The organism is Micromonospora sp. NPDC047738 (assembly GCF_040642675.1).
GTDB lineage: Bacteria > Actinomycetota > Actinomycetes > Mycobacteriales > Micromonosporaceae > Micromonospora.
The window spans coordinates 617,169-641,852 of sequence record NZ_JBEYSO010000001.1; the positions used below are offsets into that span (position 1 = coordinate 617,169).

Annotated in this window: 25 protein-coding genes; 12 read left to right on the forward strand and 13 right to left on the reverse strand. The window is 72.5% G+C overall.

The features are described 5' to 3' along the window. Positions 1-74: 74 nt before the first annotated feature. The gene (locus ABZ783_RS02850; RefSeq protein ID WP_357434087.1) at positions 75-2,510 is read right to left on the reverse strand and encodes a M14 family zinc carboxypeptidase; all 2,436 of its coding nucleotides are present in this window, start codon (positions 2,508-2,510) and stop codon (positions 75-77) included. A gap of 336 nt (positions 2,511-2,846) precedes the next feature. Between ABZ783_RS02850 and ABZ783_RS02855 the strand changes: the two genes are divergently transcribed. From ABZ783_RS02855 to ABZ783_RS02870, 4 genes are all read left to right on the forward strand, one after another. Next, positions 2,847-3,542: a response regulator transcription factor gene (locus ABZ783_RS02855; protein WP_357434089.1), complete on the forward strand. Its 696-nt coding sequence runs from the start codon at positions 2,847-2,849 to the stop codon at positions 3,540-3,542. Next, entirely contained in the window at positions 3,539-4,816 is a 1,278-nt protein-coding gene (locus ABZ783_RS02860) for a HAMP domain-containing sensor histidine kinase (RefSeq protein WP_357434092.1), read from the forward strand. The genes ABZ783_RS02855 and ABZ783_RS02860 overlap by 4 nt, the downstream gene beginning before the upstream one ends. An 81-nt stretch (positions 4,817-4,897) precedes the next feature. Further along, on the forward strand, positions 4,898-5,449 hold the full coding sequence (locus ABZ783_RS02865; protein ID WP_357434094.1) for a PepSY domain-containing protein: 552 nt from the start codon (positions 4,898-4,900) through the stop codon (positions 5,447-5,449). A gap of 212 nt (positions 5,450-5,661) precedes the next feature. Then, positions 5,662-6,762: a hypothetical protein gene (locus tag ABZ783_RS02870; protein WP_357434096.1), complete on the forward strand. Its 1,101-nt coding sequence runs from the start codon at positions 5,662-5,664 to the stop codon at positions 6,760-6,762. Positions 6,763-6,772: 10 nt separating this feature from the next. On the opposite strand, the gene ABZ783_RS02875 is transcribed toward ABZ783_RS02870, so the two are convergent. Further along, positions 6,773-7,054 carry an iron-sulfur cluster biosynthesis family protein gene (locus tag ABZ783_RS02875; protein ID WP_357434098.1) on the reverse strand — a complete coding sequence of 94 codons (282 nt, stop codon included), beginning with the start codon at positions 7,052-7,054 and terminating at the stop codon, positions 6,773-6,775. 359 nt (positions 7,055-7,413) lie between these two features. On the opposite strand from ABZ783_RS02875, the gene dacB reads away from it, so the two are divergent. Continuing rightward, entirely contained in the window at positions 7,414-9,006 is a 1,593-nt protein-coding gene (gene dacB, locus ABZ783_RS02880; protein WP_357434101.1) for a D-alanyl-D-alanine carboxypeptidase/D-alanyl-D-alanine-endopeptidase, read from the forward strand. Between the two features lie 45 nt (positions 9,007-9,051). Here dacB and ABZ783_RS02885 read toward each other — a convergent pair whose 3' ends face one another. The 6 genes from ABZ783_RS02885 to ABZ783_RS02910 all read right to left on the reverse strand — a co-directional run bounded on the left by ABZ783_RS02885 (position 9,052) and on the right by ABZ783_RS02910 (position 12,712). Then, positions 9,052-9,378, reverse strand: coding sequence for a hypothetical protein (locus ABZ783_RS02885; protein ID WP_357434103.1), 327 nt, complete (start codon positions 9,376-9,378; stop codon positions 9,052-9,054). An 89-nt stretch (positions 9,379-9,467) separates the two neighbouring features. Beyond that, complete coding sequence (locus ABZ783_RS02890; RefSeq protein ID WP_357434105.1) at positions 9,468-10,439, reverse strand: hypothetical protein; 972 nt, start codon at positions 10,437-10,439, stop codon at positions 9,468-9,470. 78 nt (positions 10,440-10,517) lie between these two features. Next, the gene (locus tag ABZ783_RS02895) at positions 10,518-10,859 is read right to left on the reverse strand and encodes a DUF1330 domain-containing protein (RefSeq protein ID WP_357434107.1); all 342 of its coding nucleotides are present in this window, start codon (positions 10,857-10,859) and stop codon (positions 10,518-10,520) included. 118 nt (positions 10,860-10,977) lie between these two features. Next, positions 10,978-11,490 (reverse strand): hypothetical protein, encoded by a 513-nt coding sequence (locus ABZ783_RS02900; RefSeq protein ID WP_357434109.1) that lies wholly within the window; start codon positions 11,488-11,490, stop codon positions 10,978-10,980. Between the two features lie 121 nt (positions 11,491-11,611). Further along, positions 11,612-12,064 carry a pyridoxamine 5'-phosphate oxidase family protein gene (locus ABZ783_RS02905; RefSeq protein ID WP_357434111.1) on the reverse strand — a complete coding sequence of 151 codons (453 nt, stop codon included), beginning with the start codon at positions 12,062-12,064 and terminating at the stop codon, positions 11,612-11,614. A gap of 54 nt (positions 12,065-12,118) precedes the next feature. Further along, a complete protein-coding gene (locus ABZ783_RS02910) occupies positions 12,119-12,712 on the reverse strand; it encodes a pentapeptide repeat-containing protein (protein ID WP_357434113.1) in 594 nt (197 codons plus the stop codon). A gap of 65 nt (positions 12,713-12,777) precedes the next feature. On the opposite strand from ABZ783_RS02910, the gene ABZ783_RS02915 reads away from it, so the two are divergent. Together ABZ783_RS02915 and ABZ783_RS02920 are read left to right on the forward strand one after the other, a co-directional pair. Further along, positions 12,778-14,010, forward strand: coding sequence for a serine hydrolase domain-containing protein (locus tag ABZ783_RS02915; protein WP_357434115.1), 1,233 nt, complete (start codon positions 12,778-12,780; stop codon positions 14,008-14,010). 261 nt (positions 14,011-14,271) lie between these two features. After that, positions 14,272-14,913 (forward strand): NAD(P)H-binding protein, encoded by a 642-nt coding sequence (locus ABZ783_RS02920; RefSeq protein WP_357434117.1) that lies wholly within the window; start codon positions 14,272-14,274, stop codon positions 14,911-14,913. Between the two features lie 5 nt (positions 14,914-14,918). On the opposite strand, the gene ABZ783_RS02925 is transcribed toward ABZ783_RS02920, so the two are convergent. Together ABZ783_RS02925 and ABZ783_RS02930 are read right to left on the reverse strand one after the other, a co-directional pair. Beyond that, positions 14,919-15,383: a PPOX class F420-dependent oxidoreductase gene (locus tag ABZ783_RS02925; RefSeq protein ID WP_357434119.1), complete on the reverse strand. Its 465-nt coding sequence runs from the start codon at positions 15,381-15,383 to the stop codon at positions 14,919-14,921. A gap of 44 nt (positions 15,384-15,427) precedes the next feature. Beyond that, the gene (locus tag ABZ783_RS02930) at positions 15,428-16,069 is read right to left on the reverse strand and encodes a hypothetical protein (RefSeq protein WP_357434121.1); all 642 of its coding nucleotides are present in this window, start codon (positions 16,067-16,069) and stop codon (positions 15,428-15,430) included. A gap of 332 nt (positions 16,070-16,401) precedes the next feature. On the opposite strand from ABZ783_RS02930, the gene ABZ783_RS02935 reads away from it, so the two are divergent. Then, positions 16,402-17,175, forward strand: coding sequence for a D-Ala-D-Ala carboxypeptidase family metallohydrolase (locus tag ABZ783_RS02935; RefSeq protein WP_357434123.1), 774 nt, complete (start codon positions 16,402-16,404; stop codon positions 17,173-17,175). 174 nt (positions 17,176-17,349) lie between these two features. On the opposite strand, the gene ABZ783_RS02940 is transcribed toward ABZ783_RS02935, so the two are convergent. Continuing rightward, the gene (locus ABZ783_RS02940) at positions 17,350-18,033 is read right to left on the reverse strand and encodes a response regulator transcription factor (RefSeq protein WP_357434125.1); all 684 of its coding nucleotides are present in this window, start codon (positions 18,031-18,033) and stop codon (positions 17,350-17,352) included. Continuing rightward, entirely contained in the window at positions 18,030-19,277 is a 1,248-nt protein-coding gene (locus ABZ783_RS02945) for a histidine kinase (protein ID WP_357434127.1), read from the reverse strand. Before ABZ783_RS02945 ends, ABZ783_RS02940 begins: the two co-directional genes overlap by 4 nt. A 132-nt stretch (positions 19,278-19,409) precedes the next feature. On the opposite strand from ABZ783_RS02945, the gene ABZ783_RS02950 reads away from it, so the two are divergent. Genes ABZ783_RS02950 through ABZ783_RS02965 form a run of 4 tightly spaced genes read left to right on the forward strand, consistent with a single transcriptional unit; the run spans position 19,410 to position 22,383 of the window. Then, positions 19,410-20,306, forward strand: a complete 897-nt coding sequence (locus ABZ783_RS02950) for an ATP-binding cassette domain-containing protein (RefSeq protein WP_357434130.1) — start codon at positions 19,410-19,412, stop codon at positions 20,304-20,306. Beyond that, a complete protein-coding gene (locus tag ABZ783_RS02955) occupies positions 20,303-21,094 on the forward strand; it encodes an ABC transporter permease (protein ID WP_357434132.1) in 792 nt (263 codons plus the stop codon). The genes ABZ783_RS02950 and ABZ783_RS02955 overlap by 4 nt, the downstream gene beginning before the upstream one ends. A gap of 2 nt (positions 21,095-21,096) precedes the next feature. After that, a complete protein-coding gene (locus ABZ783_RS02960; protein WP_357434134.1) occupies positions 21,097-21,813 on the forward strand; it encodes a hypothetical protein in 717 nt (238 codons plus the stop codon). A 60-nt stretch (positions 21,814-21,873) separates the two neighbouring features. After that, complete coding sequence (locus tag ABZ783_RS02965; RefSeq protein ID WP_357434136.1) at positions 21,874-22,383, forward strand: hypothetical protein; 510 nt, start codon at positions 21,874-21,876, stop codon at positions 22,381-22,383. 77 nt (positions 22,384-22,460) lie between these two features. On the opposite strand, the gene ABZ783_RS02970 is transcribed toward ABZ783_RS02965, so the two are convergent. Further along, on the reverse strand, positions 22,461-24,590 hold the full coding sequence (locus ABZ783_RS02970; RefSeq protein ID WP_357434138.1) for a hypothetical protein: 2,130 nt from the start codon (positions 24,588-24,590) through the stop codon (positions 22,461-22,463). Positions 24,591-24,684 lie beyond the last annotated feature (94 nt).

Genomic DNA, 24,684 nt, shown 5'->3' on the forward strand with positions numbered 1-24,684 from the left:
GAGCCGGGCATGCCGGGACAACGGCGGTGGCCGCCGACCGGAGGTCGACGGCCACCGCTTCCCATCGATGTTGATTACTGGATGGCTACCGTCTGCTTGTTGTAGTTCTTGCCGTTGCCGTCCGGCTTGTAGTTGCTCTCCACGTTGCCGGCGATGTCGATCGAGAACCAGTTGACGGTGGTGTTGCCCTTGACCGTGAGGGTCTGGTTGCCCTCCCGCATGCCGGCCAGCGCTAGCTTGGGGGAGTCGAACGTCGGCCGGCTGCCGTCGAGCGTGTAGTAGACGTTCGCCGGCTCGCTGGTGGTGAAGGTAAAGGTCGTGGCACCAGGTTCCTGCTTGACGGTCTTCAGCTCGGATCGCGGCTGGAGCTTGTCCGTCGCGTAGGACCGGGCGACATCGAGGATGGCGATGTTGCCGTTGGCGAACTCCATCGCCTCCTCGTGACCCTCGGCGAAGGACGGCTGGAAGCCGACCGCGGTGAACCGCTTGGTCGTCGGGTTGTAGACGTCCGCGCCGACCTCGAAGTCCCAGCCGATGATGCCCCGGTTGTACCAGTGCTCGTCGGCGCTGTTACCGGCCGCCGAGTAGAGCACGTCGGTCACCGGCCCGGTGCGACCCGGCCAGATCCCGGTGCCTCGGTGCTCCTGCACGCGGGAGAGGATGTAGTCCGAGGAGGTCCAGAAGAAGGCCTCGGTGCCCTGGTCCACCCGCGGCAGCACCTCCCGCCCGGCGGTCTTGTACGCGCCTGGGGGCCACATGAAGTAACCACCGTAGGAGTGGTTGTTCATGGCGAACTTGATGTTCGGGAAGGTGTCGACCAACCACACCTCGTTGCGTGCTTCCGGCTCCGACAACTTGCTCGGACCGGCGTAGGTGTCACTGGTACAGCTCGTCGAGCCCCCGTTGTAGCCGTCGTAGACCGAACCGATCGAGAAGTTCCGGTTCAGGTCCACGCCCCAGGCGTTGCGGTTGGCCGGGTCCGCCGAGGTGGCCGGGCAGTAGTTGGTCATGTTCCGGCGCTGCATGTTGTAGTCGTACATGCTGTAGTGCGAGCCGTCCGGGTTGACCGTGGGCAGGATGAAGATGTCCAGGTCATCGACGAGCTTGCGGGTGTTCGGGTCCTTCGCGTAGTTGCGCAGCAGCCGCTCGGCCGTCTCCACGCAGACCAGCGGGGTCACCCACTCCCGGGCGTGCTCCTGGCAGTAGAGGAAGACGCCGACCTTCGAGCCGTCCCGCTGCTTGCCGATCCGCAGCGCCTTCATCTGGAACGGGTCGCGGGACACACTCGCCGGGGCCTTCAGGTTGTCGGTCAGCCTGGTGACCGCCGCCGCGGCCACCACACCGGCGCCGACGTTACCCCGGTAGGTGCTGGCGGTGAGCAGCTTCGCGGCGTCGGCGTTGCCGTTCACCGCGGCGACGACCTGCGCCGCGGTGCTGCTGATCGCGCCGGAGCCGTTGGTGGCCAGGTTCACCGTGACGGCCCTCCCGGACACGCCGACCGTCAGCGGGGCGTTCGCCACGCCCGGGTTGACCAGCGACATGGTGATGTCGTTGCCGCCCTCGGAGCCGTACGCCTTCGAGGTGACGTAGACGATGCTCGCCGAGGCGGTGCCGAACTGAGCCTGCGCCTGGCGCCGGTAGCCGTTCGTCTTGTACGGCAGGTCGATCAGCTGGGTCAGCTTCGGGAACTCGGCGGCCAGGCTGCTGATCCGCGCGGTGACCTCGGTCGCGTCCATGTAGTGGTCGACGAAGTCCGACACGTACGGGTGGTTGCCGGTGACCTTGCGCGGGCTGCCCAGCCACTTGCTCACGTCGACGGTGACCGAGCCGCCCTTGTTGCTGGTGATGGTTGCCTTGGCCGGTGCGGCGCTGATGGCCACCGGGTTGCTGAACCGGTGGTACATGTACTGGCCGGCGTCGGTGAACCGGGACATGGTGGCGGTGCCACCGGAGCCGATCTCGGTACCCGCTCCGCTGTCCCAGCTCGCCGTCAGCACGGTCGTCGAGTCGGTGCCGGCGCTCGACTTCACCTCAATGTTGAGGAAGAGCTGGTTTTCGAGGCTGGTGAACCACTCCGCGCGCAGCATGGTCAAGGTGTCCGTGCTGGCCGCCGCAGCCGTCAGGGCGCGCATCGTGGCGGCCCGTTCGGTCATGTTCTCCGCGTAGTCGTTCTGGTCGGAAATGGCGTCCTGGACGTCGAAGCCCATGTCCCGCAACGCCTGGCTCTCCTCCGGGCTGAGGATTGCGTGCACCTCGATGCCGTTGTCGACCGGCTTGACGTACTCGGCGAGGTCGACACCCAGCTCGTTGAGCTGATCGATGCCCGACTTGTCGGCGACCACGATGCGCATCAGCCCGACGCCGTTCTGCGCACCACTCGACACCCTGTCGGGGGCCACCTCGCCGTCCGACGTCATCGCGAGGCCGGGGGCGCTGAAGGCGAGCGCCAGCGGTAGCGCGAGCAGGGCCAACCAGCGGCCCGTTCTGACCGATTTTCTGCTACTCCTCATGAGAGTCCTTCCAGGCAAGGGGATTCCCGAGGGCCGCTTGGTGGGGGAGTGTCCGGCACGACCTCCGGCTGCCACAGTTGGGCGGAAGTGTGAGCCGCCTCTCAGCCAGTGTCAAGATCAGTGGCGACAGGGCGAACCTTGGTCCGACCGATCGGAACGATCATCCCGACCGGGCTGCCCGCACCGCCAAGCCCTCGACCCGAGCAGCTCGAACCGCATCATTAGCCCAGCTAACATTTCTGCGGACTCAATCGGGCGTTCGGTCGAAGACCGGACCGCCTCGACAACCCGGACGAGGACTGACCCGGACGGCTCCAGCGGGCTACCGTGCACCCTGTGCCCCGGCTGCTGCTCATCGAGGACGACCTGACCATCCGTACCCCGTTGATCCGGGCCCTGCGCGAGCGCGGGCACGCGGTGGCCGCCGCCTCGACCGCGATGACCGGGTTGCGCGACGCACTCGACGACCGGCCCGACCTGGTCGTGCTCGACCTGGGACTGCCCGACCTGGACGGTCGTGAGCTGCTCCGAATGCTGCGCGCGGTCAGCTCGGTGCCGGTGATCGTGGCCACCGCGCGGGACGACGAGAGCGAGATCGTCCGGCTGCTCGACGCCGGGGCCGACGACTATCTGGTGAAACCGTTCACCGCGGCGCAGCTGGACGCCCGGGTCCGGGCCGTGCTGCGCCGGTCGGCCGGCGACCCCGGGGCGGAGGACGCGGCGCTGGTGGTCGGCGGACTGCGGATCGACCCGCGCTCCCGGCAGGTGAGCCTGGACGGCGTCGCGGTCGAACTGACCCCGCGCGAGTTCGACCTGCTGCACCACCTCGCCGGTCGCCCCGGGCAGGTGGTCAGCAAGCGGGAGCTGCTCACCGACGTCTGGCAGATCCCGTACGGCGGCGCCGACAAGACCGTCGACGTGCACCTGTCCTGGCTCCGCCGCAAGCTGGGCGAGACCGCTCAGGAACCGCGCTACCTGCACACGATCCGGGGAGTCGGAGTGCGGCTGGAGGCTCCCGGGGCCAGCCGGTGAGGGGCCGGCTGGCGCTGCTCGTCGCCGCCGTCAGCGTGCTCGTCCTGACCGCCTTCCTGGTGCCGCTGGCGCTGCTGCTGCGCACCGTCGCCGCGGACCGGGCGACCGTCCAGGCCACCGCCGAGGCGCAGAGCCTGGTACCGGTGGTCGGCACGGCGGACCCGGACACCATCCGGCTCACCGTCGAGCAGCGTGCCGCCGACTCGGGTCGACCGATCAGCGTGTACCTGCCCGACGGCACGGTGCTCGGCACGCCGGTGCCACGGACGCCCGCGGTGGCGCTCGCCGCACGGGGGCAGAGCCTGACCATCGAGTCGGCCGACGGCCGGGAGGTGGTCATCGCGGTCCGGGGCCGCGACGCCGGGACCGGGGTGATCCGGACCGTGGTGCCCCGGTCGGAGCTCACCGCCGGGGTGACCCGGGCCTGGCTGGTGCTGGCCCTGCTCGGCGTGCTGCTGGTGCTGGTCGGGCTGGCGGTCGCCGATCGGCTGGCCCGCACGCTGGTCCGGCCGATCAGCGAACTCTCCGCGGTCTCCCACCGGCTCGCCAACGCCGAACTCGACGCCCGGGTCACCCCGGCCGGGCCGCCCGAGCTGCGGGAGGTCGCCGGCGCGCTGAACCACCTGGCCGGCCGGATCCAGGTGCTGCTACGCGAGGAGCGTGAGCAGGTCGCGGACCTGTCGCACCGGCTGCGTACCCCGCTGACCGCGCTGCGGCTGGAGGCCGAGTCGCTGCGCGACCCGGACGACGCGGCCCGGCTGACCACCGCGGTGGACGGCCTGGAACGGGCCGTCACCGGCCTGATCCGGCAGGCCCGGTGGCGCAGCGCGGCATCGGACGGCCGGCCCGGCTGCGACGCGGCAGCGGTCGTCCGCGAGCGGGTGGCCTTCTGGTCGGTGCTCGCCGAGGACACCGGCCGCACCGTCACCCTCGACCTGGCGCCCGGCCCGCTGCCGGTCGGGGTGCCCGAGGACGAGCTGGCCGCAGCCGTGGACGCGCTGCTGGGCAACGTCTTCGCGCACACGCCGGACGGCACCCCGTTCGCCGTCCGGCTCGCCCCCGAAGCGGGGCAGGTCGCGCTGACCGTCGCCGACTCCGGCCCGGGTCTGCCGTCCGGAACGGTCCGTCGGGGCGCCAGCCACGCGGGTTCGACCGGGCTGGGACTGGACATCGCCGACCGGGCCGCCCGGGCCAGCGGTGGCCGGCTGGAGCTGCAGACCGTCCCCGGCGGTGGGGCGCTCGTGCTGCTGCGGCTCGGGCCGCCCCGGCCTTAACCCGGGCTTATCCCGCGGGTAGCGCGCCGCTATCCACTCCGGACCGATCCTCGACGGCACAACCGAGGAAAGGTGGAGACGATGCGACGGACTTCTTTGGTCCTGGCGGCGGCTGGCGGGGCCGCGGTGCTGGCGGTGACCGGTGTGGCGCTGGGCGTGACAGCGGCCGACCGGCCGGCTCCCGGCCCCGCGCTCGCCGCAGCGACCGCAGACGACAACCCCAAGCCGGACGACGACGCGGCGTCCAGCGGGGCGCCGAGCGGCACCGCCGACGGTGCGGTGAGCGGCAAGCGGGCGGGCGAGATCGCGCTCGCCCGGCTCGGCGGCGGCCGGATCGTGGAGATCGAGGCCGAGCTGGAGCACGGCCGTCGGGTGTGGAGCGTCAAGGTCGCCAAGGGCGGCACCACGTACGAGGTAAAGGTCGACCGGGGTGACGGCACCGTGGTCGAGATCGAGCAGCGGCGGGCCGACGACGGTCGCCGCGGCGACGACCGCACCGCCGCCCGCAGCGGCAGCGACGACCGCAACCACGACATCGGCGACGACCACGGCGGAGACCGGCCCCGCACCGGCACCGACGACCGCGGTGACGACCACGGCGGGGACCGGCCCCGAAACCGCGACGACGACTGAGCAAGCCGCCGCACAGCTCCGGGGCCCGAGCGGACGTCTTCTGCCCGGACCCCGGAGTGCCAGCGCGCAAGCAGGCAGTCGGCTCAGGAGGTGGTCGGGGTGTCCTGCCCGACGACGCCAGCCCGTGCCAGCACCGCTGGTCAGCGGCCGTCAACGACGTCCCGATTCCGCCGAAAGTGTGGGCGAACGCGAATCGCCCGATACATTGAAGTATGGTGCCCGCCCACGGGGGTCGGGCGGCCGATGCGGTCTACCGTCCTGTACTCAATGGCCGCCGGGGTGAGCTGGAGGCGCTGGCCCATCTCGACGAGGTCACCGCTCCGCTGCTCGCTCCGGTCATCGACGTCCACGCGGTGGAGCCGTACACCGTGGACCTGGTCGGCCGGCTGCCGGCCGGGCTGCTTCCCTCGGTCGATGTCTCGGCGCTGCCAGACGGGCCGCGCAGCGAGCTGGTCCGCTGGGGCGTACCGCTGGTGCCGGTGATCGGGCTCGCGGAGAGCCACCGGCGGCTGGTGGCGCACGGTGCCGCCGCGCGGGCGTACGCCCAGCGGGCGGTGCTGCGGCTGCGGACCGGTCAGGGCCGGGCCGGGCCGGACGCAACGACCAGCGCGGTAGAGCGGGTGTGGCGGCTGGCCCGGCTGGTGCCGGAGCAGTGCGACCTGCTGATCGACGCCGGGGACGTCTGCTGCCCGGCGGACGTCCGGCTGGCCGAGTCTCGGGTCCGGCGGCTGGCGGAGTGGGCCCGGCGGCACGCGTGGCGTTCGGTGACCGTGGTGGCCGGCGGGATGCCGCCGACGCTGGCCCGGCTGCCCACCGACGAACCGGTCCGCCTGGACCGCTTCGACTGGCAGCTCTGGCAGCGGCTGGCCGACCTCGGCGTCGGCTACGGCGACTACGGAGTCTGCTGCGCGGAGCCGGACGCGGAGGGGCCGGGCGACCGGCTGCCGACGCTGCGCTACACCACGGACGGGGCGTGGTGGCTGTATCGCTGGTCGCGGCGGGGCGGCCGGGGTGACGAGCGCTTCGCCGACCTGTGCCGCACGCTCGTGGCGGCGCCGCACTGGCCGGTTGCCGGGGCCGGCTTCTCGTGGGGCGATCACGAGATCCTGCGCCGGGCCCGGCGGGGTGCGGGGGCCGGCTCGACGGCGAACTGGATCGCCTGGAGCACCTCGCACCACCTGGCGCACGTACTGGCGGCGCTGCTCCCCGCCGGGCCGGAGCAGCGCGACGACCCGTGGCACGCGGACGGGCCTGAGCGGGGCCGTTCCGGCCGGCCGCACCGCGGCGGTGAGACTCACCGCCGGGCCGGGTGACGGGTGGTCGTCACTCCTTTGTGGTGAAGCCGAACTGGACGATCCCCTCCTCGTCGACGACCGCGTCGACGGAGGTGTCGTTGAGCAGCTGGGCGGCGTCGGCGTCGAGGAAGATCCGGGCGCCCTCGGTGTCGACCACCTGGTCGCCCTGCACCGGCTGCGGCACCAGCTCGATCGAGAGCGAGCCGGCGTCGGTGTCGGCGGCGATGCGCAGCCCGCCACCATCGGCGACGTCCTGCTGTTCGGCGAGGTCGCGGATCACCAGGACGGCGTTGTCGGTCATGGTCAGCATGGCGGACTCCTCGTGGCAGGTTCGGGATCGAGGACGGGTCGACGCGGCCATACGCGGCCGGGCCCGGAACCGGAACGGCGAATCACTCTTCGCCGGGCAAATCTGGGCAGCTCGCACCGCCCTCATGGCCTACGGTGCCCCCTGCGGGGGCATCCGTCAAATAGAGCCGGATCAGTGGACACCGGGGCCACGGGTGTGGCACCCGATCGGGTAACCAGGGGGTTGAGCAGGGGTTTTGCGGTCCGTGAGGTGGGTATTCGGCGGAGTTTCAGCCGCGCCTCCGTCGGCGGCGACCATTACGGCAATAACTTTCGCTCCAGAGCCTTTTCCGGAAGAAAACGCCATGGCAGCATCGATACATGCATCGTCGTCTCTTTCCGCGGGCGCTCGCCGTGCTGGCAGTGGTCGCCACCGCGGCCACGGCCGGCGCCTCGACCGCCACCGCCGAGTCGCCCACCCCCGCGCAGACCCGGCTCAACGCGACCATCGACGCGGTCCTCGCCGACTCCCGGCTGGCCGGGGCGCAGGCGGGCGTGGTCGTGGTGGACACCGCCACCGGGCGGACCCTCTATCACCGCAACGGTGACCGCCGGCTGATCCCCGCCTCGAACACCAAGCTGCTCACCTCGACCGCGGCGATGAAACTGCTCGGCCCCAGCCACCGCTTCACCACCGACGTCGCCAACGACGGCGTACGTCGCGCCGGGGTGCTCACCGGCAACCTGTACCTGCGCGGCGGAGGCGACCCGACCATGCTCGCCGCGAACTACGACGAGCTGGCCGCGCGGGTCGCCGCCGCGGGCGTACGGGTGGTGACCGGGACCCTGGTCGCCGACGACACCCGCTACGACCGCACCCGGCTGGGCCCGGACTGGACCTGGGACGACGAGTCCTACTACTACGCCGCGCAGGTCTCGGCGCTGACCGTGGCCCCGGACACCGACTACGACGCCGGTACGGTGATCATGCACGCCGCCCCGGCCAGCGCGGCGGGCGCGCCGCCGGTGGTCACCATGACCCCGCCCAACGGCTGGCTGCGGATCGACAACCGGGCCGAGACGGTCGCCACCGGCGAGACGAGCATCTCCTTCGAGCGCGAGCACGGCGGCAACACCATCGTGGTGACCGGCCAGATCGCGGTCGGCGAGGACCCGGCGAGCGACTGGATGACGGTCTGGGAGCCGACCGGGTACGCCGCCGACATCTTCCGGTCGGCGCTGCTGCGCCACGGAGTGCGCGTCCTCGGCCGGACGGTGCTGGGCGAGGCCACCCCGCGCGACGCCACCACGATCGCCCGCCACGACTCGATGCCGCTGGCCGAGTTGATGGTGCCGTTCCTCAAACTCTCCAACAACGGCCACGCGGAGGTGCTCACCAAGGAACTGGGCCGGGTCCTGTCCGGCTCCGGCACCTGGTCCGCCGGGCTCGCCGCGATCGGGACGTACGCCGGGAACTCCGGAGTGGACACCGGCACGCTGCGCCAACGCGACGGCTCCGGCCTCTCCCGACGCAACATGATCCCGCCGTCCCAGTTCGTGGCGCTGCTCGCCGCCGTCCGGGCCGAACCCTGGTTCGACACCTGGTACGCGGCCCTGCCGGTGGCCGGCAACGCCGACCGCTTCGTCGGCGGCACGCTGCGCAGCCGGATGCGCGGCACGGCCGCCGCGAACAACGTGCACGCCAAGACCGGCAGCCTCACCGGGGCGTCCAGCCTCTCCGGCTACGTCACCGACGCGGACGGGCGCCTGCTGGCCTTCTCCATCGTGCTGAACAACTACCTGACCTCGTCGGTCAAGGGGCTGGAGGACCAGATCGCGGTCGCGCTGGCCGCGTACACCGAGAAGGGGACGAGCACGGCGCGGCTGACGGTGCCGACGGTGCCGACGGCGCCGGAGGCACCGCGGGTGCCCGAGGGCAGGGAGTGCTCCTGGGTGAAGCCGATCGTCTGCTGACTCCGGTGAAGCCCCGGCCCGCGGGATGGGCCGGGGCTTCACCGGTCAGGCGCCGGGCCGGTGCGGGCGCGGCTCGGCGTTCGGATCGCCGCGCTCGATCAGGGCGTCGATCTCGGCGGGCGGCAGCCCGTGCAGTGCCAGCACCCGCCGCCCCCAGCGGTGCAGCCGGCAGGGATGCGGGCTGGCGTCATTGCGGCAGATCGTCCCGCCCGACCAGCGCCGCGGTGCATGCACCACCACCGCCCGGGCCGCGAACTGGGCGTCCTCGCCGGTCACGTACGGCGGCAGCGGGATCTCCCGCAGCACCTCGCCGGACGGGTCACCCGGGCCGGACAGGCCGACGGGACGGACGACGGACGCACTGCTGCACATGAGGACAACCTCCACAGGGGACGGTCGAACCGGGACATCGGAAAGGTACGACGGCCCATGCCGCCCCTGACGGACAAACTGTCCCGCCGTCACCGGCCGCAGTGCCGGCACGTCCGACGGGTCCGCAGGTGATAACCGACTGCGGCGACGCCCAGCCCCCAGCCCCACAACCAGTAGCCGGACTCGGCGAACCAGAAGAAGCCCAGCGGGTAACGCCCGTCGCCCAGGTCGACGGTGCCCGTCACGGTCTCGACGGCGAGCTGGGCGAGACCGACACCGAAGTAGCAGATCAGCCCCACCGCGAAGACGACCGCCGGTGCCAGCGGCACCAGGCGGGGCACCCTATGGCCGGCGAGCAGCGGCACCCACCCCGGCCACACCCTCCCCCACCGGTACACCAGGGCCAGCGGCAGCAGCACCCCAGCGAGCAGGAACCCCACCTCGAACGCCACCACCGAGGCGCCCTGCGCCAGCGGCAGGTCCCCGAAACCCACCGCCACCTGGGCGGCGAGCCGCACCAGGCAGCCGGCGACCGCCGCCCACGCCGCGACCCGGGCCCAGCGCGGCGCCGGCCCACCGGACCTGCGAGCGCGACCGCACCGGCCGCAGTCCCCCCGGAATCGGCGAAGGTGCGCGAGCGCCGCTGCGTGCAGCAGCACGGCGCCGGTGAGCGCACCCGCCCGGCTGAGGAACCCGGCCAGGGTGAACGCCGGGCTGAGGTCGAGGATGAGGAAACCGACCAGGTCCAGCAGCAGCAGTGCGCCAGAGAGCAGGATGGCGGCGCAGACCGCCCAGGCCGCCGCGGCCAGCGCCGGCCGCCAGGCCTGGGCCTGGGCCAGCCCGACGCCGGCCGTCGCTGCGGCGGCCTGGAGCGCCACGGACCACCAGCCGGTGACCACCACCAGGTCGGTCCCGAGCGGCCCGAACGACGGGGTACCCGTCATCGCCCAGCCCGCGCGCAGCGTGCCGTAGCCGATCGCCCAGGCCACGGCGGCGTACGCCAGCCAGGCGGCACGGCGCCGGGTGACGGCGGCGGTCGGCGGCGGCACGGTGAGCGTCATGCGTCCACCCTGCCGCCGCCGCGCCCACGGTCCCTCCCGAGCGGGAGGGGACCGACTCCCCCGGGCGGGGGATCCGTCTCAGCCGGCGTCCTGGCGCAGCCGGGCGGCGGTGCGCGCGGCGCTGTAGTCCGGCCCGACGCCCTGGATGATGATCGCCGAGCCCTCGATGTGTCGCAGGCGCAGCGGCAGGATCTCCTGATACGCCGGGGAGGCGTACCAGGCGTGGGCCTGCTCGACGTCCGGGAACTCGATGACCACCACCGTGCCCGGCCACTCCCCCTCGATCACCTCCGGCGGAGCGCCGTGCACCCGGAACCGCCCCTGGTAGGGGTCGAGGGTCGCCTGGATCTTCTCCAGGTATTCCAGGACGTCCTCGTTGATCTGCGGCGTACGCAGGTGGGCGAGCGCGAACGCGGGCATTTGTCCCTCCCCGGTGACGTGCGCCGACTCGACGGCGCAGGGCCTGGCATCGATTCTGCGGCCGGCGGCTTCTCGTCGGGTGCCGCGGGCGTGGGCGGCTCGCCCGCGGGTCCGGCCCCTACCGGACGTACGCCAGCGCCAGCGCCAGCGCGGCCAGGGCCGCCACCCCGAACAACAGCCGGCGCCGGCGCCGCCGGGCCCGGGCCACGCCGACCCGGGTGACCGGCCCGTCGGGGATGATCCCGACGGCCGTGCCTACCTTGGCGGCCGCCGGACCGAGCAACTCGGCGAGGCGACCTCCGACGCTCAGCGACGAGTGCCGGGCCGGCGCCACGGCGCCGGGCCGCGGCCCGGTGACCGGCGGTGCGGCGGGCTCGGCCGGGGACCTGAACGGCTCGGGATCACCCTCCCCTGGCCGGTCGACCACGATCGCCGGTTGAGCGTGGTCGCGGACGAGCGACGGATCGGGGCGGTCGCGGACCGGCGCCGGATCGGACGCGGTCTCACCGTCGGCGGGCAGCCGCCGCGGCATGGTCAACGCCTGCTCCGGTGCCCGCGCCGGTTCGGCCGATACGGCGGGCAGCCACCCACCCACCCGGATACCGGTCTGCGTGAGTTCGTCCTCAGCCACCGATCCCTCCCTCGGCCACCGGCGCCGGCGGTCGCCCCCGTGGCCCGCCGCAGGGAGGATGACACACGCCTCGATCGTCGAGTAGCCGTCGAGCGGAGGCGTGTTCCCGACAGCTGGCCGGTCAGCGCCGCTCGCGCCGCCGCAGGCCACGGTCGGGATGCCAGCTCTCGATCAGCAGATGGTCCGGCGGGTCGCCGACCCGGGTCAGCACCACCTCGGTCAACTCGATCCGGAACCGGTGCGAACCGTCCTCGCCGGGCGGCTCCTCGTGCGCCCGGCCGGCGATCTTCGCGTCCCCGCCCCACGACGCCGGGTCGTCCTCCGGGGCGTCCTCGCTCGGGCAGTGCAGCGCCACGCGGGGATCGCGCCGCAGGTCGAGCGCCTTGATCGCGCCGGCCATGCTGCCCAGCCGGAGCTGACCGTCGTCGGAGAAGTCGAACTCGGTGCCGCTGATCCGCGGCGAGCCGTCCCGCCGCAGGGTCGCCATCGTGCCGTGCTTGCGGACGGTGAATCGGGCGCGGACGCGCGCCGCGAAGTCGGGTTCGGCTGCCACCAGGTCGGACCACCATGCCATGCGGGCCAGCCTGGCAGGGAAATCTGACACCCTGCGGCGTATTTTCCGGACTGCTCAGCGGATCTCGAAGCCCAGCGCCTGGGCCAGCACGATCGCCTGCTCGGCGTCGACGATCGCCCCGGCCCGCTCCACGGCGGTGGGGTCGAGCGCGGTCAGGTCGCTGCCACGCAGGTCGGCCCGGACCAGCCGGGCCGCGTGCAGCTGGGCGCCGGAGAGGTCGACGCCGGTGACGGTCGCGCCGGTCAGGTCGGCGCCGGTCAGGTCCACCTCGCGCATGCGTACGTCGGTGAGGTGCACCCCGCGCAGGTCGGCGCCGGGCAGGGCGACGAAGGACCAGTCCCCGCCGCTGACCCGCAGCGGGCGCAGGTCGCACTGCTCGAAGCTGCTGCCGACCAGCTTGCAGCCGGTGAACTCGGCCTCGAACAGGTTGCAGCGCTTGAAGGTGCAGCGGGTGAAGGCCGAGTCGGTGTGCCGGGAGGCGTTCAAGGCGACGTTGCCGAAGACGCACTCGGTGAAGACGGCGCCCTGGCTGACCGCCTCGGTGAGGTCGACGTGGAAGAAGGAGCAGCGGACGAAGTGCCGGTCGGCCAACTCCTCGGCATACCAGTCCTCGTGGCGGTAGGTGACGTCCTCTGTCGGCTCCGGCATGAGGCAAGGTTAGTGGTGGCCGCCGACACTTCCCGGTCGGCGTACCGGCCGGTAGGTTCGGCGGCGTGAGCGTCGCAGTGAGCACCGACCCGGCCCGTATCGGATTCGACCCCGCCCGGCTGGCGCGGATCGACGAGCACTTCGGCAGGTACGTCGACGACGGCCGGCTCGCCGGCTGGCAGATCGTGGTGACCCGCCGGGGCGAGATCGCCCACTCCTCGACCTACGGGCTGCGCGACCGGGAGGCCGGCACGCCGGTCGAGGCGGACACCCTCTGGCGCATCTACTCGATGACCAAGCCGATCACCTCCGTGGCCGCGATGATGCTCTGGGAGGAGGGCCGGTTCGAGCTGAACGACCCGATCAGCCGTTGGCTGCCGGAGTTCGCGGACGCCCGGGTCTATGACAAGGGGTCGGTGCTCAAGCCGTACACGGTGCCGGCGGTCGAGCCGATCCGGGTCTGGCACCTGCTCACCCACACCGCCGGCCTGACGTACGGCTTCGCCCAGAGCACGGTGGTCGACGGCCTGTACCGGGCGGCGGGCTTCGACCTGGGCGTGCCGCCGGGTGCGGACCTGGCGGCGGCCTCGGCCGGGCTGGCCCGGCTGCCGCTGCTCTTCCAGCCCGGCACGAGCTGGAACTACGGCGTTTCCACCGACGTGCTGGGCCGGCTCGTCGAGGTGGTCTCCGGGCAGAGCCTGGACGCGTTCTTCGCCGAGCGGATCCTGCGTCCGCTGGGCATGACCGACACCCGGTGGTGGGTCGCCGAGGGGGACGCGAAGCGGCTGGCCGCGCTGTACGCCCCGCACCCGGCCACCGGACAGGCGACGCGGCACGACGGCATCGGCCAGGCCGCGCTGACCGAGCCGAGCTGGTTCTCCGGCGGCGGCGGGCTGGTCTCCACAGCCGCCGACTACCACCGGTTCACCCAGTTCCTGCTACGCGGGGGCGAACTCGACGGGGTACGCCTGCTGGGGCCGCGGACGGTGCGCTTCATGACCCGCAACCACCTGCCCGACGGCCGGGACCTGGCCTCGTTCGAGCCGGAGGGCTTCGCCGAGACGGTGCTCGACGGCATCGGCTTCGGCCTCGGCTTCGCTGTGGTGCTGGACCCGGTGCCCGTCCGGGTGCCGAGCAGCGTGGGCGAGTACTACTGGGGTGGGCTGGCCAGCACCGCGTTCTGGGTGGATCCGGTGGAGGAGATCACCGCGTTGCTGTTCACCCAGCTCATGCCGTCGAGCACGTACCCGCTGCGTACGCAGCTGCGCCAGCTGGTCTACTCCGCGTTGATCGACTGACCCGGCTCGCCGCCCGGCCGGGATCGCCGTTACGGCACCGGCCGGGCGATCGGCTCCCTAGCCTGAGGGGCGAGGCACCTGGGGCGGGGAGGTGGTCAGCCATGAGCGAGCGCAGCGAGCGAATCATCGGGCGCAGTGCCGTGGAGCCTCATGCGGTCGCCGAGCGGAGCGAGGTGGCCGCATGAGCGAGCGCAGCGAGCGAATCATCGGGCGCAGTGCCGTGGAGCCTCATGCGGTCGCCGAGCGGAGCGAGGTGGCCGCATGAGCAACATCGTCGTGTTCGGCGCCGGTGGCACCGCGGGGTCGCGGATCACCGACGAGGCGATGAACCGGGGGCACCGGGTCACCGCGGCGGTGCGCCGCCCGGAGGCGACCAGCTACCTGGCGCCCGGCGTACGCACGGTCACCGGCGACGCCACCTCGGCGCGCAGCGTACGCGAGCTGGCCGAGGACGCGGACGTGTTCGTGGTGGCGATCGGCGGCGGTGAGCGGGAGCTGTGGCGGGAGGCGGCCCGGACACTGGTCGACACGCTCCGCGAGCTGCCGAACCCGCCCCGGGTGATCCACGTCGGTGGCGGGGCGACGCTGCTGACGTCGAAGGGCACCCCGTACCTGAACGAGCCGGACTTCCCCGCGGAATACCGGGACGCGGCGCTGGGCCAGGCCGAGGCGCTGGCCATCTACCGCTCCGCGGACGACGGGGTGACCTGGACGTACATCTCCCCGCCGCCACTGGAGTTCCACCCAGGCGAGCGGACCGGGCACTACCGCACGGGCACCGACCACCCGGTGACGGACGCGCAGGGCCGGTCGGTGCTCACCTACGAGGACCTGGCGGTGGTCATCGTCGACGAGATCGAGCACCCGCGGTTCACCAACACGCGGTTCACCGCGGCCTACTGAGCCGGTCAGTCGGCCAGCCGGGCGGGGAAGCCGCCGGTGGCGATCGGGCCCCAGTGCTCGATGGTGATCCGGATCAGCGACTTGCCCTGCCGGACCATGGCCTCGCGGTACTCGTCCCAGTCCGGGTGCTCGCCGGAGATGCTACGGAAGTACTCCACCAGCGGCTCCAGGGCCTCGGGCAGGTCGAGCACCTCGGCGGTGCCGTCCACCTGCACCCAGGGCCCGTTCCAGACGTCGGAGAGCACGCAGGCGGAGACCTGGGGGTCGCGGCGGATGTTGGCCACCTTCGCCCGTTCGGGGTAGGTGGAGATCACCAGCCGGCCCGCGGCGTCGATGCCGCAGGACACCGGGGAGGACTGCGGCCGGCCGTCGGCGCGGGTGGTCATCAGCAGGACCTTGTGCCGGGGGCGGAGGAACTCGATCAGGGCGTCCCGGTCGACCCGGGTATTGGTCGCGATGGTGCGTGCCATGCGTCGGTTCTACCAGTCCGCCGGGTCAGGGATTCGGCGCGGGCTCAGCGGGGGCGATGGGCAACCCGGCGTGGGGTGGCCTGGGCCGGCACCCGGGGCCGGGCGGTCGGCCGCCAGGCCCGGCCATTGGCGTAGATCACCCGGAAGCCGAGGTATGCGGCGAGGGGCGCCCAGTGTGCCGAGCCCATCCGCAGCTCGGCGGCGTTGTGTCGCTGCCCGTTGGCCAGCACGTCGAGCAGCACGGTCTCGAACGCGGCCGACTCGACCCAGTCCACCTCGCGGGTGAAGCCGCAGACCAGGGCCGCCCCGGTGACGTCGAGGAATTCCCGCAGCGCGGCGTCGGAGGCGCGCAGCACGGAGCAGCTGCCGAAATAGAGGCGCCGCCCGTCACAGCGGCCGGCCATCCGGTCGGCCACGTCGGCCAGTTCCACCGAGTCCCAGTCGGTGAGGCAGAGCCGGCTCGGTTCGCCGTGCATGGCGAAGAAGCCGACACGGTAGTCGGCGTACTGCTTGAGCAGCCAGCGGTCGATGAAGTAGAAGAGCTCGTCGCGGGTGGCGGCGTCCTTGTGGATGAAGCGGATCCGGCCCAGCCGTTCGAGCAGTTCGAGCGTGGGCAGGACGGAGCCGCGCTCGTTCAGGTCCCGGTGCCACTGCCCCTCAACGCAGAAGACGCCACCCCGCGCCAACGCCCACCTCCCCCGCCAGCGAAGGCCGCCCGGGAAGCCGTGCCCGCCTCCCGGCGCAGACGTTACCGGCCGCGGGCCGCCCGGCAACATCACCGTCGGCACGATTTGGCAACCGTTTCCGTGCCCGCTGGGCCGGAGCGCGCGTCGACCGCCGGAATGGGCGTTTCCGAGAATTGGTGCAATTTGCGCAAACAGCCTCTGACCTGCGGTTACGAGGCTAATTCGGGTAATTGCCTGCTGATGGGTCGAAACAGTGCCAGGGTGGATGAGCCAGGGACGTCCCGCCCGATGCCCTGATCGCTCCCCAGTCGCACTCCAATCAGGAGGAATCTGTGCGCGTCCATACCTTGAAACGGATCGCCGTCGCCTTCGCGCTGGCTCTGCCTGGGGCCGCGATCGCCACGGTGGTCGCCGCGCCGCCGGCCCACGCCGACGGCTGCTACACCTGGAACCGCACCCTCGCCCAAGGGCGCTCCGGCGAGGACGTCCGCCAGCTGCAGATCCGGGTGGCCGGCTGGGCCGCGTACCGGAACATCGTCCGCGTCGACGGCCGGTACGGTCCCGAGACGGCCGCCGCGGTCCGGCGGTTCCAGTCGGCGTACGGGCTGCGCGCCAACGGCATCGCCGGCCCGCAGACCTTCGCCAAGCTCTACGAGTTGCAGGACAACGACTGCACGCCGAAGCACTTCAGCTACACCGAGCTGGACAACGGCTGCGGCATCGGTGGCTGGACCGGCGGCCCGCTCTCCGCGAGCGCGACCCGGGCCAACGCGCTACGGCTGATGTGGAAGCTGGAGGCGCTGCGCCACAGTCTCGGCGACCAGCCCCTCCACGTGAACAGCGGCTTCCGCAGCTTCACCTGCAACCGGCGCGTCGGCGGCGCGTCGGACAGCCAGCACCTCTACGGGAACGCGGCCGACCTGACCTCGCGTACCTCGTCGCTGTGCCGGATCGCCCGGGAGGCCCGCAGCCACGGCTTCAGCGGCATCTTCGGCCCCGGCTACCCGGGCCACAGCAACCAGGTCCACGTGGACGCGCGCCGGGAGAACAACGCCGACAAGAGCGCGAACACGACCACCTGGTCCGCCGCACGCTGCGGGATCTGACCCGGGCGGAGTCGATGTCGACGGCGGCCCGACGCAGGGGTGGGGAGCCCTGCGGCCGGGCCGCCGCCGGCGTCGCCTCGGGCGCCATTCCGGCTCGGAGTGCGCGCAGAGGCGGTGAAGCAGAGGTACAACCAAGAATGATTGCAATCCGCCCGGCGAGCGGTCCGGCGCCGCTCAGACCAGGCCGGCGTCGTGGACGAGCAGCGCCACCTGCACCCGGTTGTTCAGCTCGAGCTTGGTCAGCAGGCGCGACACGTACGCCTTCACGGTCGCCACGCTCATGAACAGCTCCGCCGCGATTTCGGCGTTGGTCCGGCCCTGTCCGAGCGCGACCGCGACCTCCCGCTCCCGCTCACTGAGCCCGTCCAGCAGCCGCAGCGCCCGGTCCCGCCGGGGGTCCGCGCCCACCTCGGCCGGGGCGGCGGCGGTCACGTGCCGGATGAGCTGGCGGGTCACCGTCGGCGACAGGGTCGCCTCCCCCGCCGCCACCCGGCGGATCGCCTGGACGATCTCGGCGGGTGGCGTGTCCTTGAGCAGGAAACCGGCGGCGCCGGCGCGCAGGGCCCGCAGCACCTGGTCGTCGGCGTCGAAGGTGGTCAGCACCAGCACCTCGGGCGGCCGGGGCAGCGCCCGCAGTGCCTCCGTGGCGGTCAGCCCGTCCATCCGGGGCATCCGGATGTCCATCAGCACCACGTCCGGCGCGTACGCCTCCACGGCGGCCGGCACCTCGGCGCCGTCGGCCGCCTCCCCGACCACCCGGACGTCCGGCACCCCGCCGAGGATCATCGACAGGCCGGCCCGGACCAGCGCGTCGTCGTCGACGATCAGCACCCGGACCGGTTCCGGGCCGGCGTTCACGCCGGCCACGGCAGCCAGGCGGCGAGCCGGAAGTCGCCCGAGTCGTCGCGCCCGTACTCCAGGCGGCCGCCGGCCAGGCTGACCCGCTCGGCGATGCCGACCAGGCCGGTCCCGGCACCCGGCAGCTCCGGACTCCTGGACCCGCCGACCGGCCAGCGGTTACGGATCTCGACAGTGAGCCCCGCGCCGGGCCCGCCGGCCAGCTCCACCGTGACCGCGGCCCCGGCGGCGTGCTTGCGGGCGTTGGTCAGGCCCTCCTGCACGATCCGGTAGACACTGCGCCCGAGGGCCGCCGGCATTCGTTCCGCCGCGGTCACCCGATCGCGCAGATCGACCCGCATCCCGGCCGCCCGCGACTCCTCGACCAGAGCCGCGAGGTCCGCCAGCGTGGGCTGCGGACGTTCCGGAATCCGCTCCGCGCCGGTCTCCGCGCGGAGCACGCCGATCACCTCGCGCAGGTCCTGCAGGGCGGCGTGGGCGCTCCCCCGGATCACCCCGGCCGCCTTCGCCACCTCGTCCGGCGGTGCGTCCGGACGGAACTCCAGAGCGCCCGCGTGCAGGCTGAGCAGGGAGATCCGGTGGGCCAGCACATCGTGCATCTCGCGCGCGATCCGGGTGCGCTCCAGCTGTCGGGCCTGCGCCACCCGCAGCTGCTGCTCAGCCTCGGCCCGCTCGGCCCGCTCCCGCAACGACACGACCAGCTGCCGGCGGGCCCGCACGAACATCCCCCAGGCGAGCACGAGGAAGCTGAGCACCACGCCCCAGACGGTGGCCGCCCAGTACGGCATGGTGGGCTCGGGGCGCAGGTAGTTGAAGGCGAGGTTGGTGACCAGGCCGGCGGCGGTGACCCCCAGCGCGACGGCCGTCCGGCGGTGCACCACCACGGTGAAGTAGATGATCAACAGGGGACCCGCGGCCGCCAACGAGAACAGAGTCAACGGCAGGGTCGCGACGGCCAGGCCCAGCGGCCACCGGCGCCGCACCCAGAGCAGGACGCAGCAGGCCAGCCCGAGCAGCGCGTCGGCCGTGATCATCCACGGCTGCGCCAGCGGCTCGGCCATCTCCGGATCGGGCGAGGCCGCATCGGCCGTGGCGACCAGGACCCAGCCGAGGCCGAGCAGGAAGCACAGACTGTCGATGATCCAGTCCCGCATGGTGCGTCGCGGTCGCGCTCCCGCCGCCGGATTCAGCGTCAGCACCCCCGGCAGCAGCCAGGGGTGCTCGGGCACGGCGCTGCTGGTCACGCCCTCATGCTAGGCGGGCCCCGGCGAGTCGGACCAGCGACCAAAGTCGACACCTGAGCGTCGACCTCGGTCGAGGCGATGCCGACCGCCGGCCGCTGCGGGTGGCCGGGTGGCGCGGGCAGGCTCACCGGCATGATCGAGGTTGACCACCTGACCAAGCGCTACGGCCCGCACCCGGCCGTCGACGATGTCTCGTTCCGCTGCGAGCCGGGCACGGTGACCGGCTTCCTCGGCCCGAACGGCGCGGGCAAGTCCACCACCATGCGGATGATCTGCGGCCTGACCCCGCCGACCTCGGGCAGCGCCACCGTCGCCGGGCTGCCCTACCGGCAGTTGGGCAACCCCGGCCGGGAAGTGGGCGTCCTGCTCGACGCGTCCGCGCAGCACGTCGGGCGGACCGGTCGGGAGGCACTGACCGTCGCCGCGAGCACGATGGGCGTGGACCGGCGGGAGGTCGCCGCGAAGCTCGACCTGGTCGGACTGACCGGGCCCGCGACGAAGCGCCGGGTCCGGGCGTACTCCCTGGGGATGCGGCAGCGGCTCGGCCTGGCGCTGGCCCTGCTGGGTGACCCCCGGGTGCTGATCCTCGACGAGCCGGCCAACGGCCTCGACCCGGAGGGCATCTTCTGGATGCGCGGCCTGCTGCGCGACTTCGCCGACCGGGGCGGCACCGTGCTGCTCTCCTCGCACCTGCTCCGCGAGGTGGAGGCGGTCGCCGACCGGCTGGTCGTGATCGGCAACGGCCGGGTGGTGGCCCAGGGCGGCAAGGACGAACTGCTCGCCGGCGCCGGCACCCTGGTCCGGGCCCGCGACCAGGGCGCGTTGCGCGTCGCGTTGGACCGGGCCGGGCTCGACGCCGACCAGGTCACCGACGGCCTGCTGGTGCGGGCCGAGGCCGAGGCGGTCGGACAGGCCGCCGCCGACGCGGGCGTCGCCCTCAGCGAGTTGCGACCGGCCAGCAGCTCCGGCCTCGAACAGCTCTTCCTCTCCCTCACCTCCGACGCGCCGACCAGGGAGGACGCCCGATGACCACCACCACGCCCGCACCCGCCCCGACCACCGTCACCCGCCGGGCCGACCGGCACCAGCCGTCGCTGGCCCGGCTGACCGGGGTGGAGCTGCGTAAGCTCGCCGACACCCGGGCCGGATACTGGCTGCTGATCACCATCGGCCTGGTCGCCGCCGGCATCGTCACCGTGCAGCTCTTCGTCCTCGACGACGAGCAGCAGAACTTCGCCGACTTCTTCGTCCCGTCGCTGCTGCCGGTGGGGCTGCTGCTGCCGGTGCTGGGCATTCTGTCGATCACCGCCGAGTGGTCGCAGCGGACCGCGCTGACCACGTTCACCCTGGTGCCCAGGCGGGAGCGGGTCGTTTTCGCGAAGCTCGCCGCGATGGTGCTGGCCGCGCTCGGGTCGGTGCTGGTCAGCCTGGCCGTGGCCGCCGTCGCCACGCTGCTCGCCCGGGCCACCGGCGGCGCGGGCGCCTGGTCGTTCGACGGGTCCATGCTCCTGCACGCGGCCGTGCTGCAGGTCGTCAGCGTGCTGATGGGCGCGGGGTTCGGGTTGCTGCTGCTCAACACGCCGCTGGCGATCGTCACCTACCTGCTGCTGCCCACCCTCTGGACGATCCTCGGCGGGATGATCTCGGCGCTGCGCGGGCCCGCCCGCTGGCTGGACACCGGGGTGACGATGGAGCCGCTACTCGGACCCGACGTCACCGCGGGGCAGTGGGCACGCCTGGCCGTGTCGCTGCTGGTGTGGATGGTCCTACCGCTGGCCGCCGGGCTGGTCCGGACGCTACGGCGGGAGGTGTCCTGACCATGACCACGCGGGGGTACGGCGACACGGTGGTCAGCGGCGGCGCCGGGGAGCTGGTGCTGATGTGGGCCGGGTTCCCGCTGCTCGGGGCCGGGCTGGGCGCGGCGCTCACGGCCGCGTCCGGCTGGCTGGCCGGCCTGCCCTGGTTCCCGTTCCAGGGCTGGTTCAAGCTGCTGGCCCGGCTGCCCGACGAGCGGGCGTACGCCGGGGGCGCGGCGGCGCTGGCGCTGGTCGGGCTGATCGTCGCCTACCTCGGCACCCGGGAGCGGTTGACCGTGACGGTGGGCCGGACCGGGGTGCGGCTGCACCGCGACGGCCACGGCCGGGACGTCGCCCGGGCCGGGGTCGCGGGGGTCTTCCTGGACGGGAAGGCGCTGGTGCTGCTCGACGCCGAGGGTGGGGAACTGGCCCGGGAGAAGTCCGACCTGGATCAGGGCCGGCTGCGTGCCGCGTTCACCGGGCAGGGCTGGCCGTGGCTGGAGCAGGACCCGCACCGGGCGGCGTACCGGCGCTGGGTGGAGGGGCTGCCGGGGCTGCCGGCCGGGGCGGACGCGCTGCTGCGGGCCCGGCAGCGGGCGGTCGAGGCCGACCGTGGCGGCGAGGTGCGGGAGCTGCGCGAGGAACTGGGCCGGCTCGGGGTGGTGGTTCGCGACGACGGGAAGCGGCAGTACTGGCGGCTGGTGCCGGGCCAGCCCGAGCGGGACGGCGACCGCCGGTAGCGGGGGCCGATGGGCTCGCCGGGCCGGCCTTAGACTCCCCGGTGACCTGACCTCGCCCAGATGGGAAGTCCTGTGCGTCGCTGGCCCGCCGCCCTGGCCCTGGTCCTGCTGCTCGCCGGCTGCGGCGAGAGCGTCGACCGCACCCTCCAGCCGCCGGTCTGGCAGACCCCGTCGCCGACCGCCCCGGCGCCGCTGAGCCCGAAGGAGGCGAAGGGCCGATACCTGGCGATCGTGGCGCCGTACAACACGGCGCTGGAAGCGCTGGAGGAGGCGCTCAAGGCTGGCAAGCCGTGGCGGACGTGCCGTGACCTGGCCCGGACCGTCGCCGTCACCAGCGCCACACACGCCGAGCAGTTGCGGACCACAGTGTGGCCGGCGGCGGTGCAGGCCCCGGTCACCGCGCTGCTTAAGGAGAACGACGTGGCGCTGCGGCACTGGAAGCTAGCCGCCGAGACGACCAGCGCCGAGGCGCTGATGCGGGAGATCCGTGCCGCCGCCGCACACGACGGCGGCGAGCAGGCCAACAAGGTACGGGCCACCCTCGGCCTCCCGGTCTACCAGGAGTCCTGACCTCCGGCACCGCGGCCGGCCGGTGACCGCGACGGGCCCGCGCCGACGTGCGGCGCGGGCCCGAAGGGGTACGGAACTTACTTCGCGTTGCCGGTGTTGGTCACCCGGAACGTGTAGTCCGCGTCCAGGTAGGTGAGGTCACCGGTCGGCAGGTTGGAGATCAGGACGGCGAAGTCGTCCTGCTTGCCGTTGGCGCACTTCGTCTTCAGGCCGCTGGCGGTGAACTGGTCGCCGGTGGACCGGTAGACCCAGTTGCCCGCGCCGTCGGTGGTCTCCCCCGGCGAGGTGACGCCCGGGGTGAGATCACAGTGGCTGACCACCTGGACCGTCCAGTTGTTGTCCTGCACGCCGCTGGTGGCGAACCAGTTGCCCGCCGCCGAGGTGAGGTTCGCATCGGCGCCGTTGACCCGAACGTCGTCGACGAACCAGCCGGTGTCCATGTACGCGGCGTCGGTGGAGTACCGGAACCGCACGTCCGTCGCGCCGGCCGGCAGGTCGGCGGTCAGGTGCAGGTAGGCCGGGTCGTCCACGAAGTACCGGCCGCCGGAGGTGCCGGTCAGGCCGTTGCCCTCCTCGTTGTTGCCGTGCGGGTCGTCGTTGGTGGTGACCACCTGGCCGGCGTCGTTGCGCACCGGCACCGTCACCCAGTTGCCGTTGACCAGGGCCTCGACGAAGCCGTAGTCCCAGCCCTCCTCGATGAAGTACCAGCTCCAGAAGTCCAGCGAGGTCACGCCGCCGGAGGTGTCGACGTCGAGGATGTTGTCGTCCTGGCTCTCGTACCCGGCGTACCAGTGGGTCGTGCCGGTGTGCGGCGCGATCACCGTCTCGTCGTCGCCGTCGAAGGCCAGCGCCACGGTCGGGCCGGGGTTGCGGAACCGCTCGACGGACATGCCGAACGGCACGGCGGTGGTGTCGGGGCGGTTCTTCAGCCGCGCCCACTTGGCCTCCGGAGTAGCGCCCTGGTAGTGGCCCCGGCCGCCCCAGAAGACGTCGTCAGCGATGTCGATGGTCCAGGAGGTGTCCGCCGGGTCGCCGAAGTCGAACGCCTTGATGTCGTAGATCGGCGACTTCTCGTCGTCCAGGTAGACCGCCACCGACCAGTCGCGGAACAGGTCGGCCGCGCTGCGCAGGTGCCCGCCGGTCGCCGCGTTGAAGCTGTCGATGGCGTTCTGCACGCCGGTCATGCCGTCGGCCTGCTCCTCGAAGATCTTCTTGATGAGCAGGTCACCGGCCTTGCCGTCGTACTGCTTGTCCGGCGTGTAGGTGCCGTCGCCGTTGCCGCCGGCCTGCTCCCAGAGGTACTGGAAGTAGGTGAAGGAGGCGCCGTAGTTGGCCAGGGTGCTGCCCCACCGGGTCAGCGAGGTCTCCTCGTAGAAGACCTGCTGGTTACTCAGGTGCGAGCCGCCGGCGTCCAGCCCGTTGAGGAAGATGGCGAAGTCGGCCAGGCCCTCGTCGACCCAGGACAGCTCGCCCGGGTCGCTGTAGTTGTGCAGCAGGTGCTGCAGCTCGTGCGCGACGGTGCCCTCGTACAGCTCGGGGCGGTCGTTGGCAGGGTTGTTGTCGCGCCACGGCGAGTCGTTCGGGCCGACCCGGTTGGCCCAGTCCAGGGCGTCGACCACGATGACGTTCATGCCGTTGGTCTGGATGAAGTCCGGCGCGAAGTAGCCGGCGGTGTAGGACGTCTGCGCGCAGTCGTAGTACGCGTCGTCCTGGATGTTGTAGAGCACCATGACCAGCGAGTCGCTGGCCGGCTCGTCCGGGTCGGCCGCGTCCATCGGGCCGAAGTGCTCCTCGTCCACCGCGACGATCTGGTTGGCGAGCTTGTCGCCGACGTAGTTGATCTGCGCCTGGGTGAGGGTGAACTGCGCCGCCGTGGCCGTGGCGCAGGGGGTGAACCCGTCGCCCGGGTTGTGGTCGAACTGCGGGTCGAGGCTGGCCACGCCGGCCGGCGCGGTGCCGTCGAGCGGGGTGCCCTTCGGGACGTAGATGTAGACCGGGGTGCCGTCGGGCGTGGTGTTGGCGTACACCCGGGTGAAGTCCTGGTTGTAGGTGCCGCCCGCCGCGCTGTCGTTGATCGGCAACGTGATGGTCGGCTCGCCGGGAAGGTTCTCGTGATCGTTGGCCTGGGCCGGGGCCGAGACCGTGAAGGCGAGCGCGGTGGCGCCCGCCACCGCGGCCGCGATCCGGCTCGGTCGTTTCAATAGCACGCGGATTCCTCCTGCTGGTGAGGCGGTGATCAGCGTCGGCCACCGCCGTCGGTTAACAGGGTCACCCCGGTGAATGCTCCACTGAGCAGCTTTT

Bases quoted from the DNA above. Each gene is read 5' to 3' on its own strand.
- ABZ783_RS02850 (WP_357434087.1), bottom strand. From the start codon at position 2,510: ATGAGGAGTAGCAGAAAATCGGTCAGAACGGGCCGCTGGTTGGCCCTG.
- ABZ783_RS02865 (WP_357434094.1), top strand. From the start codon at position 4,898: ATGCGACGGACTTCTTTGGTCCTGGCGGCGGCTGGCGGGGCCGCGGTG.
- ABZ783_RS02870 (WP_357434096.1), top strand. From the start codon at position 5,662: ATGGTGCCCGCCCACGGGGGTCGGGCGGCCGATGCGGTCTACCGTCCT.
- ABZ783_RS02875 (WP_357434098.1), bottom strand. From the start codon at position 7,054: ATGCTGACCATGACCGACAACGCCGTCCTGGTGATCCGCGACCTCGCC.
- dacB (WP_357434101.1), top strand. From the start codon at position 7,414: ATGCATCGTCGTCTCTTTCCGCGGGCGCTCGCCGTGCTGGCAGTGGTC.
- ABZ783_RS02885 (WP_357434103.1), bottom strand. From the start codon at position 9,378: ATGTGCAGCAGTGCGTCCGTCGTCCGTCCCGTCGGCCTGTCCGGCCCG.
- ABZ783_RS02890 (WP_357434105.1), bottom strand. From the start codon at position 10,439: ATGACGCTCACCGTGCCGCCGCCGACCGCCGCCGTCACCCGGCGCCGT.
- ABZ783_RS02895 (WP_357434107.1), bottom strand. From the start codon at position 10,859: ATGCCCGCGTTCGCGCTCGCCCACCTGCGTACGCCGCAGATCAACGAG.
- ABZ783_RS02905 (WP_357434111.1), bottom strand. From the start codon at position 12,064: ATGGCATGGTGGTCCGACCTGGTGGCAGCCGAACCCGACTTCGCGGCG.
- ABZ783_RS02910 (WP_357434113.1), bottom strand. From the start codon at position 12,712: ATGCCGGAGCCGACAGAGGACGTCACCTACCGCCACGAGGACTGGTAT.
- ABZ783_RS02920 (WP_357434117.1), top strand. From the start codon at position 14,272: ATGAGCAACATCGTCGTGTTCGGCGCCGGTGGCACCGCGGGGTCGCGG.
- ABZ783_RS02925 (WP_357434119.1), bottom strand. From the start codon at position 15,383: ATGGCACGCACCATCGCGACCAATACCCGGGTCGACCGGGACGCCCTG.
- ABZ783_RS02950 (WP_357434130.1), top strand. From the start codon at position 19,410: ATGATCGAGGTTGACCACCTGACCAAGCGCTACGGCCCGCACCCGGCC.
- ABZ783_RS02955 (WP_357434132.1), top strand. From the start codon at position 20,303: ATGACCACCACCACGCCCGCACCCGCCCCGACCACCGTCACCCGCCGG.
- ABZ783_RS02960 (WP_357434134.1), top strand. From the start codon at position 21,097: ATGACCACGCGGGGGTACGGCGACACGGTGGTCAGCGGCGGCGCCGGG.
- ABZ783_RS02965 (WP_357434136.1), top strand. From the start codon at position 21,874: ATGGGAAGTCCTGTGCGTCGCTGGCCCGCCGCCCTGGCCCTGGTCCTG.